Here is a 13,323-nt window from a genome sequence, read left to right on the forward strand (position 1 = left end):
GGGGGAAGTTTCATGATAGACAGTCTAATGCGTGCCCTTGGCTGTAAAACGGCCAAGCGTCAGTTTACTTTGGTGTATGGCCTGATTTTTTTGCTGGCGGTTGCATCCGGGATTTCGCTGTATATGAGTCTGGCGGTCGATCCGCAAAGCATCAACATGGCGGGCCGGCAACGCATGTTGAGCCAGAAAGTGGCGAAAGAGGCCTTGCAGGTGCGCGCAGATGTTGAGCAGCTCGCGACCTTGCAAAAAACCATCTCGTTATTCGAGGCCAGTCATGAGCGTCTGCTCAATGGCGATCCGGAAACCGGTATGACGCCTATTAGTAATTCTCAAGTGCGGGCTCAGTTGGAGCATGTTTGGGGCTTATGGCAGGAATACCGCGTCTCGGTTGACCAGTATGTCGCAACCGGCGATCACTCGGCGTTAGTGGCATTGACGCAGCAGTCACCCCAGGTGCTGAAAAATATGAATCAGGCCGTGGTGATGTTAACCGAGCAGTCTAAGCAACGTGCGACGCATCAGCTGATTTTTGCGTTGCTCTGTATTGTCGGCACCCTGCTGTTAATTGTCATCTCCTATAAAGGGACGGTGCAGCTACTGATGCAGAATATCCGGCGTATGCAGCTGCGGATGAATGAAGTCGGTGAGGGTGATTTTTCCCACCGGTTTCAGTTGACCCATAGCGATAATGAAATTGGCCAGATGTATCAGGCGTATAACCTGATGTTGGAACATATCGGTACAGTGCTGCAGCAGGTGCAACGGGTGGCCCGGAACACCGAACGCCATGTGCAGAATGTGGTACATGCGATTGGTGATACTGAACGCGGCGTAAATCTGCAGTATCAGGATATCGAACAGGTCGCCACAGCAATGACCGAGATGAGTTCGACGGTGCAGGAGGTAGCCTCTAACGCAGTGTCAGCTGAGCGTTCTGCTGGCGATGCCGATCGTCATGCCAAATCCAGTGGTGGCATCGTTGGCGAAGCGCAGGACCAGGCGGAACAGATGGTCGCTAAGCTGCAGGATACGGCACGCATCATTCAGGCGCTGGAGGAAGAAACCCTGGCGGTGGGTAATGTGACTTCGGTGATCAATGGCATTGCCGAGCAAACTAATCTGCTGGCCCTGAACGCAGCCATCGAAGCGGCACGTGCCGGTGATCATGGCCGCGGTTTTGCGGTGGTGGCTGATGAGGTCAGAACCCTGTCCCAGCGTACCCAGCAATCTACCAAGGAGATTCAGGGCATCATTGAACGGTTGCAGAAGCAAGCAGAGGGTGCTGTCCAATCCATGTCTTTGAGCACCGATATTGCCCAGCGCAGTAGTGAGCTGGCAAAAACAGCGGCCGGCTCTCTGTCGCATATTATTGAATCTGCAGAAGCCATATCTTCGATGAACACCATGATTTCCACCGCCACTGAAGAACAGAGCAGTGTGGCGACTGAGATTGATAGTCGGGTGGTGAGTATTTCCGATGTGGCGCGTCAGACGCGGGATGACACCCAGCGGGTGGTGGGTGCGACGGATCAGATTCGTCAGGAGATTCATGACCTGAACCAACTGGTGGCCCGCTTTAAGCTCTAATTTATATACCAGCAGCACCGCAGGCGTAAGGCTGCGGTGCTGTAATGGTTATTGACGAATCCCTTCAATGTTCAGCGTGAGGTAAACCGTTTCAGCAGCGGGTCCCAGGTTGAATGTCAGACCAAAATCTTTTGGTTTAATTTCAGCGATACCACTGAATCCGGCACGATAACCGCCCCAGGGATCAGCACCTTCACCGACTTTATCCACCTCAATTTCAATCGCTTTGGTAGTGCCATACAGCGTCAGCATGCCTTTCATCACACCGCCGCCGTCGGTATCAGGGGAAAAGCTGCTGCTGACAAAGGAAGCGTCGGGAAACTTGTCAGTATTCAGGTATTTTTCACCCCGCAGGTGTTTATCTCGCTCAGCATGATTAGAGTCGATGGAGGTTACATCAATGTCGACGTTAACAGAGGCATTCTCCGGCTGAGCGGCATCGTAATCAAACGAGCCAGAAAAACTATTAAAACGGCCTAATAACCAACTGGTGCCGAGGTGGCTGATACGGAACTGGATAGAGGCATGCGCACCCTTGGTATCAATCAGATATTCAGCTGCATTAGCAGTTGTTGCTGTCATCAGTGCAGCGAGACTGGCTGCTGCCAATAAGTTACGTTTCTTCATTACTGTCCCTCGTTATTTGCCTAACATACGTTTCAGGGTGTTATCCCGATCGATAAAGTGGTGTTTTAGCGCTGCCAGCATATGTCCGCTGGCCAGCCCTAGAATCAGGGTGGCAGCGATAAAATGTATTTCGCCTGCATACTCTTCCATATCCTGTACGGTCAGGGGTAGCGCTGGAATGGCAATATCGCCCGGCAGAATCAGGGGTTTGCCTTCCGCAGTGACAATCAGATAGCCGCTGATCACCGTTACCAATAACAGCAGGTAGAGACCGAGATGGGTCAGTTTGGCTGCCCACTGCTGGAGACCAGGTGATGCTAACGGCTCAGGTGCTGGAGTAATGACCCGTACGACCAGCCGGCCCAGCAGCAATAGTGCGATCATAACCCCTAATGCTTTGTGCCATTGAGGCACAGTCAGATACTGCGGATCGTAGTAATCCAGCGCTTCAATATACAGCCCCAGTGGATACAGAATAACGACTCCAATTGCCACCAGCCAATGCATAACGATAGTCAGCAGACCATAGCGGTGGGGGGTATTCAAAAGAGGTGGTTTTCCGGCCATAAGTGTTTATCCATCAAGGTGATACAGTAGTATATACATAGCCAATATTGCGACGCAGCACGCTTTACCCATCTTTACACATCGATTTGCGGCTACAGTGATTTGCATACGATTTGAGTGCTGTTATACTGCGCCCCTGCCTGCAAACAGTCGTTTTTCAGGCAAGGTTTGGACACTGCTCCAGCCACGTTATGGTGGTTCTGCCGGTCCTTCCGCAATGATACATCGTGAACCTGGTCAGGCCCGGAAGGGAGCAGCCACAACGATCGACTCATGTGCCGGAATGTGGCTGGTGGGGCCACCCCCAGTTTTTCCGATATGCTTCATTCTGTTTATAGTACTCAGCTGTTTCTGCTGCGGTGCCTATCTGTTTATTTGCATTGATCTGAGCAACCCATTACCTCGTAACAGCACAGAGGGAGTTGCCTGCTATGTCAAAAAATATCTGGATTAATTTGATCGGTTTCCAGCTGGCCTGGTGGCTCTGCGTGCTGCTGGGTAATACTGCAGTGTTATGGGTGCTGGTGTTGCTGGTGTTGCATATTCAGTTCCATCCTCAACCAGTGCTGGAAATCAGGATTATATTACTGAGTGCCGGATGTGGGATTATCGTTGATAGTTTGCTAACGCTGGTTGGGGTTTTTCAGTTTACTGATGCTGACTGGATCCTGCCATTATGGTTGGTTGTGTTGTGGCTGGCCTTCTGTACCACGCTCCGGCAGGGGTTAAGTTGGTTTCAGCGGCATTATTGGCTGGCATCTGGTTTAGGGGGGGGCTCTGCGGCCTTGACCTATCTGGGCGCAGCCCGGCTGGGTGCGGTACAGTTGGGGTTGCCTGAGTGGCAGGTGTTTATTTTATTGGTCTTGATCTGGTCGGCCTTGTTTCCACTGTTGTTGTGGATCAGTCAATTTACGGAGCGTCGGTATGTTTGTCAGGCATCCTAGGCTATTTCTGGTCATGCTTTTTATAACCACGCTGTCTGCCGCTCAGGAGCGGCAGCCTCCGGTTTGGCCAGAGGTTGGCCGGGTACAGCTAGAGGTGCTCTGGTTCGATATTTATGAAGCCTCATTATTTGCTCCGAACGCTAAGTTCAGCGGCTTTAGCGCGCCATTATTGCTTCAGGTGGAGTATCTGCGTGATTTTAAAGCCGAAATGATTGTGCAAGAGACCGATAAGCAGCTTAAACCCTTCGCCAGTCAGGAGCAGCGCCAGCGTTGGTTACCCCAGCTCAGTGAGCTATGGCCGGACATTCGTCAGGGGGATCAGCTGGCCTTTGAGATTGCTGCTGATGGTCACGGCCATTTCTACTTTAACCGGCGCTGGTTGGGGCATATATCAGAGCCCGAATTTGTTGAAGCTTTTGTCAAAATCTGGCTGTCTCCCGATGGGGAATATCCTGCCCTGGCAAGCCAATTGAGGGGAGAGCAGTAATGAAATATTTCAGTCTGATCTGCTGGGTGTTGTTAGCGGGTTGTGCAGCGAACCTTGAGGATTACCAAGGCGAGCAGCCGGAATTAGTATTGAGCGAGTTTTTTAATGGCCACCTTGAAGCCCATGGCATGGTGCAGGACAGTTCGGGCAAGGTGGTCCGGCGTTTTCGGGCTGACTTACTTGGACACTGGCAGGGTGAGTTAGGTGTGCTGGATGAGCAGTTTTATTTTGCCGATGGTGAGCAGCAAAGCCGCTGTTGGCAGCTGCAGCGTGAGGCGGATAAGTATCGGGGACAGGCTGCTGATGTAGTCGGTACGGCAGTAGGCCAGGTAGCGGGTAATGCATTGCACTGGAACTACCAGCTCAAAGTGCCGGTTGATGGTACTGAGTGGGTACTGACCCTGGATGACTGGATGTACCAATTGGATCAGGCGCACCTGATGAACCGGACCGGGATGTATAAATTTGGCATCAAGGTGGGAGAGATCACGCTATTTATTCGCAAAGTCTCGCACACTGCACACCGGCCATTAACTGCTGGCTGCCACTTGGGTGAGGTGGCTGCATGAACCTGCCCTGGCAACGGGTCTGGATTACCGGAGCCGGTCGCGGAATCGGTCGGGCGCTGGCAAGGTTGTTGGCCGAGCAAGGGGCACAGGTATATGTATCGTCACGCACGTTGCCTGAACTGCAGGCGCTGGCTGAGGAGTGCCAGGGTTTGGCTGGCAGGATAGTGCCAGTCGCTATGGATATAACCGACTTGGAACAGGTGCGTGAGTGCTGGCGTCAGTGGCAAACGAATCAGGGTCCCCCTGAACTGGTGGTGCTTAATGCGGGGACGCATCAGCCGGTTTCTGCACAGCAGTTTTCTGCGGATATCTGCCAAAACCTCTGGCGCGTGAACCTGCAGGGTACAGTCAATTGCCTGGAACCGGCATTACAACAGATGTTAGCTGATCAACGCGGGCAGATTGCCGTCATGGCCTCTGTGGCGGGTTACAGAGGGCTGCCTACCGCATCTGTGTATGGTGCCAGCAAGGCTGCGTTGATCAATATGTGTGAGGCGTTGCGCCTGGATCTGACGGGCAGTGGTGTGAAACTGCAAGTGATTAATCCGGGCTTTGTGCGCACGCCATTGACCGACCAGAACCGCTTCCCAATGCCATGCCTGATGGAACCGGAGGTGGCAGCTCAGCGCATATTAAAAGGCTTATTAAGCAACCGGTTTGAGATAACCTTTCCACGCCGGTTTACATACTGTCTGAAACTGTTACGTTTATTGCCTTACCGACTCTATCTGGGCCTAATTGCTCGGACGGTGGTGCCCGAAAAGCCTGCACAGAGACATAACAATGAATCCACAGGATAACTGGTTGCAGCACTACGCTGATCTGTTACAAACCTTATCGGTGGCAAATCTGCAGGAATTAAGAGAGATAGCGGCCGAGGGTATCTGTTTTCGTGATCCGTTTAACGACATTCGTAATCGCGATGATTACATTGCCTTGATGGCAGATATGTTTGACCGTCTTGATCAGGTTGAGTTTGATGTGCATCAGGTGGTGCAGCAAGAGAATCAGGGGTATCTGTTCTGGACCTTTTCTGCCACTAGTCGCCTGACCGGACAGGTGTCGGTACAGGGGACCAGCCGAGTCGAAACAAATGCGGCGGGCCTGATATGTTTGCATGAAGACTACTGGGACGGTTCACGGTTGATGCAGACCCTACCGGTGATAGGTCGCATCATTGCCTGGTTGCGTCATAAGCTGGCCTGCCCGGCTTAATGTGATTCGTCTTGAAAGACTCTTGCTGTTTTTACCTACCGTACTTTTTACCTACCGTACTTTTTACCTACCGTACTCTTTACCTTGTTAACGTCTGCAATATAGGCGTTTTTGTCTATCCCCGTTGTACGCCGCGTGTAGTGTTTTCACGAGGTAATATCGTACGAACTTCGAATTCCTCCGTTCGGAATTCGTACGTTTCCCCTGATTATGAATAAGCTGTTTGATAATTTTATTATTTAAATCAACACTTTAATCCCATTCAAGTCATTTGGCACAGTAGTTGCGATATCTCACCTGCTAATGAAACCCAGAAGGACGAAAGTGCTTCATAGCGGTTTTTTTCATTAGAGCCTGAACACTAGACCAAATAACAAGTAGAAATTGTGGGATGTTATAGTGAAAAAAAAAAATAATATGATGGTCGGGGCCGTTCTCGCGGGTGCCGGTCTGTTAATGGGGTCAGCAGCGACTGCTGGTGAAGGAGACTACAGTATCAACTTCGGTGGGTACTTAAGAGCTCAAACTGCAATGTTCCTGGAGGATCAGGAGGAAACAGAAGGAGATGATACCGGTGATCTGGGTATGGCGCGCATGTCGCTTCAGCTCGAAATGGATGCCAAAACCGGTAACCTGGCCTGGAAAGCAATAGGTCGGATCGATAAAGAGCATCAGACCAGTTATCTGGATGATCTTGAAGATATGACCCGAGTTCAGTCTCCGGGCGGCTCAGCAACCACAGAAGACTATCTGGACCAGTTCCAGACCGACAGCTTCGAAGATTTCCTGCGTGAATTTTATGTCGATTTCTCCTTGGGAGATCGGGTCGATGTGCGTCTGGGTCGTCAGCAGCTAGTGTGGGGCGAAAGTGACTTCTTTCAGGCGATGGACCTGATTCATGGTTACGATTACCGCAAACGCCTGTTCTTCGAAAACAATGAAGACTGGCGCAAACCGCTGACGCTAGCCAACTTCAATATTGATGTCAGTGAGCTGGATGGCAGCCTGAACCTATTTGTACGTCCCGGTGGTATTGACCGGGATGAAGATATGGGCAGCAACTTCAATCTAGAAGGCGGTCGATGGATTCCCCACCCCTACCGTGGTGTCGATTTCACAGCGTTCACTGACTACAACACTGATCATAAAGATGGCGACTGGGATGACACCACATATGGTATCCGCTGGAATGGCTTTGCCGGTTCAGTGGGCTACTCATTCGCTTATCTGAAAACGTTTAATCCACAGCCGATCATGAACCCTGCAGCGAATTCAGTTGTGCCGGGTTTGTTTGGTGTGACCTCAATGCAGTCTTACGGTGAGCTGGCCACCAATCAGGTACTGGGTGACTGGGTATTTCCTGAAATTGATGTGTTTGGCCTGACCGTGAATGGTTACAGCGTGACGCTCGACTCGACCCTGAGCGCCGAATTCGCCTTCATTCCCGATAAGCCATACAACTTCGGTAACCTGCAGTCGTCGCTGCCTGGCTGGGGTGGGGTAATTGAAAAAGACACCTTGGTCACCATGCTGCGGCTGGATAAAGAGCTGCGGTTGATGGATTGGCTGGGTACTAACCGTCCTTCTCTGAGCAGCATTCAGTTGTTTGATACCTGGATTATGGATTACGACAAGGATGATGAGATTGTCGAGTTTGCATCTTTTGGTGCGCGCAAGAAAGAGCACACCACTTACCTGACCTTGTTCACCCTGCTGAACTTCAAACGTGACACCATCAACCCGTCCTTCGTGATTGGTACGGACCTGAGTAATGGCGGTGGCTTCGCGATCCCTGCAATTGAGTTCGTGTTCGGTGATGACTGGCGTCTGAAAGCTGAGGCAGACCTGTGGTGGAACGATGGTGATAAAAAGCACGTTGCTCCTGGCGAAGTTGGCCTGCGTAACCCGCTGGGTACCAGTGAAAACTCGGCATCACTCTTCGACTGGTTTAGTGATGATAACCAGTTGGTCTTCTCATTAACCCGCCAATTCTAATAAAACGAGGCAAATGGAATGAATATGACATCATTAAAACAAGTGTCAGCCGCGGCACTGTTCTTGTGGGCTGCATCCAGCCCTCTCCATGCAGCTGGAGAGATGGCTGCAGGAACCGTAATTTCAAAGGATAACTTTGAAACGGTGAAGGATATGTTGTTCGAAGGGAAACGAGTCGGCGACATGATTCCTGAGCGTATGCAATGGATGATCAAAGAACGTGGTTTGACCATGAAGATCCGTCACTCTGAAAAGATCGAGATGGACCCGAAATACATGGAAGCCACTCAGCAGGGAAAGGGTAAGGTCAAGTTTGATCCTGCTACCCGTCAGGTATCCGGCTGGAACTCAGGTATGTTCTTTGACCCCCAGGAAATTGATGCAAAGGATCCCTATGCCGGGGATAAGATTATCTGGAATCTGCGTTCACCTACCTACGGTGCAACCATGGACTTGCGAGATATCTCCTTTGTATTTATCGATGGTGAAAAAGGCGTAGAACGTGTTCAGCGCTGGTGGTCACGTCGTTACTACATGGAAGGGCGCCTGGATGGTGGTCCAACCACAGAGGGTGATGGCGATATCATGCAGAAAACCATTCTGGTGGCACAAAGCCCGCAGGATATCAAAGGGCTGGGTACTTTCTCTATTCGTTACAACGATCCAAGTGCAGCTAAGCCAGATGATACCTGGGCATACCTGAAGTCCGTTCGTCGTGCTCGCCGTCTTACAGGTAGTGCCTGGATGGACCCAATTGGCGGGACGGTACAGCTGTACGATGATTGGGATATCTGGGATGCGATCCCTACTAAATACCAGTCTACCAAGTTGCTGGAAACACGTTGGGTGTTTGCTATTGCCCACAGCCCCGAGCTGAGTGTCGATAAATCGAAAGAAGGTTCCTTGGAAGAGTTCCCAAGTGTTGCGTTGGGTGAAGCACCATACTATTACCCCGCCAAACACATCGAGTGGGAGCCTCGCGAAGTGTTTGTCGTAGAGGGTACGCCGCCGGAAGGTCATCCATACAGCAAGAAAATCGTGTATATGGAAAAAGACTGGCCACGCCCATATCTGGGAGAAGCCTATGACCAGAATGGTAAGTTCTGGAAATTCTTTATCTTCCAGAACCGTCCGGACATTGGCGATGACGGCTATAAGGCAGTCATGCCTGTCGTGGGGCATGTTATTGACTACAAAGCTAACTATTCAACTACCTGGTCTTCAAATATGAAGTCTAACCCAGAGGGTGTTGAAGAAGCCGATGTAAGCTTAAAACAACTGCTTAAGATAGCGAAATAAAGCGTAATTATATGCATCAAACTTCCTCTTAACTTTTGCTGTTAAGTAGTGTGAAAACGCTACTTAACAGTTTTCTTCATGGGTTGATGACATGTCAGTAAATTATTGCATTGACAGAGCGCCTGTTGCTGAAAAGGCGTCAATAAATATAAAAAAATCAGTAATCTCTGTTGTGCCTTGGGCTATTGTAGGTGCGTTGTTGTGGGCAGGTATTTTTGTAAAACCGACTGTGGCAATTGAAGAGGTTATTAAACCTGCGATTGAAGCAAGGGATAAAATATATGGACTTCACTTAATCGATAGCAACAATATTTGGTTATGTGGCAATTATGGAAAAATACTTAAATCTGATAATGCAGGACAATCTTGGGTCATACAAAAATCAAATACACAACAACATCTGCAGGATATTGCAGCCTGGGATGAAAGTAGGGCAATTGCAGTAGGCAATGAAGGTGTTCTGCTGATGACAGAAGACAGTGGCAACACTTGGATTGAAATGAATGTACCAAAAACGGAGGTGGCCGATAAATTGATCCGCGTGCATACCTACCCAGAAGGTGAAGCTTGGGCGGTGGGTGAATACGGCAAAATCCTTAAATCCACAGATTACGGTAATAGCTGGACGCAAGCCAAAGAAGAAGAAGACGTAATACTCAATGATATCATCAAGATAGGTGATGATAAGGTTATTGTTGTTGGCGAATTTGGCAAGATTTTTATGAGTCTTGATGATGGCCAAAGTTGGTCGGAAATTGACAAGCAGATAGAGCAGCAAAACAGTTTAATGGCCATTGAATTCGCCAATGAACTTGAGGGGCTGGCGGTGGGCTTGGATGGTCTGATGCTGGCAACACACGATGGTGGGTTGAGTTGGGATCAACCGGCAAACAGCAACGGTGAACTAAAAGAACACCTGATGGATGTTATCTGGGATCGTCACAGGCAAGTATGGTTTGTGGTCGGTAATAAAGGCATCTGGCTGGAGGCCAATCAAGACTTTTCAGCAGTGACAACCGGCTTGTTTGATAAAGTAGATCTGTCATGGCACACGGAAATCGAAAAAATCGATAATGGCTACATTACAGTAGGCGCCAATGTAGGTCAGTACAATCCAGAATCAAAAATATTTACAAAAACTGGCAGTGAACTGGTGCGGTGACGAAAATGGATAAATTTGCGCTTGCGTGTATAAATAAAAGAAGAATCGTATTGGCAGTGATATTTTTAGTAACACTAATTATGTCATACCCTGCTTTAAAAATTGATGTGAAAACAGTTTTTGAAGATCTGCAGCCTTCTTCTCACGAATATATTAAAACTCACGAAGAATTTAAGAATACTTTTGGTGGTACAAATATCATCAGCTTTATGGTGGTGGCGAAAGAGGGCGATATTTTTTCAATGGATGTGCTGGAAAAAGTCCAGGGCATCACTCAGGGTCTGTTGAAAATTGATGCAATCAATGAATTTCAGATTTATTCCATCGCAGGCAAAAAACTTAAAGAAGTTAAGGCCTCCACAGAAGGTATCGAAAGTAGGCCCTATATGTGGCCTAACCTTCCTAAGGATCAGCAGGAAATAGAGGAACTGAAGAGCGCGATTCTGAAGAACCCTCTGGTTTATGGGCCTTATGTTTCTAAGGACCTGACGGCTACCCTGGTCACGGTGGATTTTTTTGATGACCTGTTGAACTACAACCTGGCCTATGATCAGGCGTATCAGCTGGCGAAGCAGTATGAAGATGATAATGTCGAGATCAGTGTTGTCGGCAACCCTATCCTGTATGGCTGGGTGAATCACTATCTGCCAGAAACCATGAATCTGGTATTGATGGGCCTGGCGATTTTCCTAGTACTGCTGTTTGCCATTAACCGTACCTGGCGGGGCACACTACTGCCGCTGCTCTCAGGTGCCGTCAGTGCTATCTGGGCGCTCGGTGTTTCAGACCTGCTGGGTATTCATTTTGATCCCCTGGTTGTCGTGATCGCCATGCTTATTACCGCCAGGGCGGTATCGCACTCGGTGCAGATGGTCACCCGCTTCCATGAGGAGATAGATCTATTAGGTGAGAATGTCTGCTCAAGAAGAGCGGCCAGTGTCACCTTGCGTGATCTGTTGCGGCCGGGTTTGTTGGGGATCGCTACTGATGCCGGGTGTGTGGCGGTGGTTGCCATCAGTCCTATACCACTGCTGCAAAAACTGGTGGTGTTGGCGGTTGTCTGGGTATCTACGGTTGCAGTGAGCTCGGTTATCTTGACTCCAGTACTGCTGTCCTGGGTGAAAAAACCAAACTCCTATGCGCATGGCCTGAACCTGGATTTGAAGTTAATTCGGCCCTTGTTGAACCTTTGTGTCAAAGTGGTGGAAACTCGTGCGCGCTACGTGGTTGTGATGATTGCCGGCTCCATGTTCCTGGTATGTGGTTACTACTCATTGGGTTTGAAAGTGGGCGATGCCAATCCCGGAAGTCCTATTCTGTGGCCGGCATCTGAATACAATCTGGACTCCTCTAAAATCAACGAAAAGTTCCCCGGTGCTGATCGTATGTTTGTGGTGGTCGGCGGTGAACACCAGAATCAGGCCAAAGAGGTTGAAGTATTAGATACCATGCTGCGCTTTCAGACCTACATGGAAGCTCAGAAGGAGATTGGCGGCACCCTGTCTATAGCGGATATTTTGCCTGAAGTGAATAAAACCCTGCGAGAGGGCAATACCCGTTATCAGGAGCTTGGTAGTGACAGTCTGGTCAACGGTGAGTTGATGTATATGTTCGAAAACGCAGCGGAGCCTGGAGACCTTGACCGGTTTGTTGATACCGATCGGAAAAATGCGTCTATTACCCTGTTTTTCACCGACCGTAAGGGTGAGACAATCCAGACGGCCATAGCGCGCATTAATCAGTTTATTGCTGAAAACCCCATTGTAGAAAAGGCAAACATTCACCTGGCCGGTGGTGTAATCGGGGTGATTGCTGCGGTGAATGAGGTGATTCTGTCCGGGCAGATTCAGTCGATTGCATTGGCACTCTTTATTCTGGTGATTATGTGTATTGTGGTGTATCGCTCCAGTATCGCCGGCATGTTCTTTATGGTGCCGGTGATTCTATCCAATCTGGTGACGTTTGCATTTATGTCATGGCAGGGCATAGGTATGAATATTAACACCGTGCCGGTGGCTGCCCTGGGTATTGGTCTGGGGGTAGATTATGCACTCTACATTTGTGACCGGATTAAGAGTGAATATGAAAAGGGTAATTCCTATCTGGATTCAATCGCTACCTCGCTGCATTGTGCCGGTCGTGGGGTGTTAGTCACCGCACTGGTACTGATCGCGAGTGTCTGTGTCTGGTTTTATTCATCGCTGCGTTTTCAGGCAGAGATGGGATTGTTGATAGGTATCTGGTTATCGGTCTCTGCGTTGAGCGCCTTGTTCCTGATGCCATCCTTGGCTTATATTTTTAAACCCAAATTTATCTTTAACGATAAACATTGATCCCCAGCACAAAGCCACCTGATGCCAGGTGGCTTTTTTCTTGTTCTCTTAATTTCATACCCTTCCCGAATCAGTTGCTAAAGGTTTGGTTGTAAATCACTGCTTTGGTCTAATCTTAGTGCACATGGTTAGACAAATTGTGCAGCTATCACTTAACGCCAACAGCGGGTCTGCAATAATCTGTATACTATTGATTAAATACAACAATCAGTTCTTTAGTAGTAAGTTTATCTGTTTTTTTAGTTGCTACTTAGTGCGCTTATTGAGAATGAAAATATTGGTCTTTGGTATTAGCTAATTCATATAACTGGCCAGTATGTTTTTTCTGGTTTTATTTTATGCTGTCTAGACAGAGACAGTTCGTCATGACGTGGGAGAGTATCCAGCACAAGCGGTTCGTAGATCTGACTGCCAGTGCTACAAGCAAGGCAAAAAACTGGATTGTGTCGCGGCGATGTGTCTTTGTAGATACATCTGTTGGCCGCAAGGGGGTTGAGAAACCTTTGGCTGAATCATCAGCCCCCATTAATATCGCAGC

At 49.1% G+C, this 13,323-nt stretch carries 12 protein-coding genes and 1 other RNA gene; 11 read left to right on the top strand and 2 right to left on the bottom strand.

Translation table 11 applies throughout. The annotated features are described in order from the left end of the window. Positions 1–12 precede the first annotated feature (12 nt). Positions 13–1,587 carry a methyl-accepting chemotaxis protein gene (locus tag ACFVYJ_RS01845; RefSeq protein WP_419414480.1) on the top strand — a complete coding sequence of 525 codons (1,575 nt, stop codon included), beginning with the start codon at positions 13–15 and terminating at the stop codon, positions 1,585–1,587. Positions 1,588–1,635: 48 nt separating this feature from the next. On the opposite strand, the gene ACFVYJ_RS01850 is transcribed toward ACFVYJ_RS01845, so the two are convergent. Both ACFVYJ_RS01850 and ACFVYJ_RS01855 read right to left on the bottom strand, forming a co-directional pair. Further along, the gene (locus tag ACFVYJ_RS01850; protein WP_419414481.1) at positions 1,636–2,214 is read right to left on the bottom strand and encodes a YceI family protein; all 579 of its coding nucleotides are present in this window, start codon (positions 2,212–2,214) and stop codon (positions 1,636–1,638) included. 12 nt (positions 2,215–2,226) lie between these two features. Beyond that, the gene (locus ACFVYJ_RS01855) at positions 2,227–2,781 is read right to left on the bottom strand and encodes a cytochrome b (RefSeq protein WP_419414482.1); all 555 of its coding nucleotides are present in this window, start codon (positions 2,779–2,781) and stop codon (positions 2,227–2,229) included. A 201-nt stretch (positions 2,782–2,982) separates the two neighbouring features. On the opposite strand from ACFVYJ_RS01855, the gene ffs reads away from it, so the two are divergent. From ffs to ACFVYJ_RS01905, 10 genes are all read left to right on the top strand, one after another. Further along, positions 2,983–3,079: signal recognition particle sRNA small type (gene ffs, locus ACFVYJ_RS01860), an RNA gene on the top strand. 133 nt (positions 3,080–3,212) lie between these two features. After that, a complete protein-coding gene (locus tag ACFVYJ_RS01865) occupies positions 3,213–3,725 on the top strand; it encodes a DUF2878 domain-containing protein (RefSeq protein WP_419414483.1) in 513 nt (170 codons plus the stop codon). Positions 3,726–3,738: 13 nt separating this feature from the next. Beyond that, the gene (locus ACFVYJ_RS01870; RefSeq protein ID WP_419414484.1) at positions 3,739–4,212 is read left to right on the top strand and encodes a chalcone isomerase family protein; all 474 of its coding nucleotides are present in this window, start codon (positions 3,739–3,741) and stop codon (positions 4,210–4,212) included. Further along, positions 4,212–4,781 carry a DUF3833 domain-containing protein gene (locus tag ACFVYJ_RS01875; protein ID WP_419414485.1) on the top strand — a complete coding sequence of 190 codons (570 nt, stop codon included), beginning with the start codon at positions 4,212–4,214 and terminating at the stop codon, positions 4,779–4,781. The genes ACFVYJ_RS01870 and ACFVYJ_RS01875 overlap by 1 nt, the downstream gene beginning before the upstream one ends. Then, the gene (locus ACFVYJ_RS01880) at positions 4,778–5,581 is read left to right on the top strand and encodes an SDR family NAD(P)-dependent oxidoreductase (RefSeq protein ID WP_419414486.1); all 804 of its coding nucleotides are present in this window, start codon (positions 4,778–4,780) and stop codon (positions 5,579–5,581) included. The genes ACFVYJ_RS01875 and ACFVYJ_RS01880 overlap by 4 nt, the downstream gene beginning before the upstream one ends. After that, positions 5,565–5,996, top strand: coding sequence for a nuclear transport factor 2 family protein (locus tag ACFVYJ_RS01885; RefSeq protein ID WP_419414487.1), 432 nt, complete (start codon positions 5,565–5,567; stop codon positions 5,994–5,996). Before ACFVYJ_RS01880 ends, ACFVYJ_RS01885 begins: the two co-directional genes overlap by 17 nt. A gap of 399 nt (positions 5,997–6,395) precedes the next feature. Then, the gene (locus tag ACFVYJ_RS01890) at positions 6,396–7,991 is read left to right on the top strand and encodes a DUF1302 family protein (protein ID WP_419414488.1); all 1,596 of its coding nucleotides are present in this window, start codon (positions 6,396–6,398) and stop codon (positions 7,989–7,991) included. A 24-nt stretch (positions 7,992–8,015) separates the two neighbouring features. Next, a complete protein-coding gene (locus ACFVYJ_RS01895; protein ID WP_419414489.1) occupies positions 8,016–9,290 on the top strand; it encodes a DUF1329 domain-containing protein in 1,275 nt (424 codons plus the stop codon). Between the two features lie 91 nt (positions 9,291–9,381). After that, positions 9,382–10,452 carry a WD40/YVTN/BNR-like repeat-containing protein gene (locus ACFVYJ_RS01900; protein WP_419414490.1) on the top strand — a complete coding sequence of 357 codons (1,071 nt, stop codon included), beginning with the start codon at positions 9,382–9,384 and terminating at the stop codon, positions 10,450–10,452. Positions 10,453–10,532: 80 nt separating this feature from the next. Next, positions 10,533–12,785, top strand: coding sequence for an efflux RND transporter permease subunit (locus ACFVYJ_RS01905; RefSeq protein ID WP_419414491.1), 2,253 nt, complete (start codon positions 10,533–10,535; stop codon positions 12,783–12,785). Positions 12,786–13,323 lie beyond the last annotated feature (538 nt).

The organism is Pontibacter sp. JAM-7 (genome assembly GCF_048548695.2).
Lineage (GTDB): Bacteria > Pseudomonadota > Gammaproteobacteria > Pseudomonadales > Balneatricaceae > Neptuniibacter.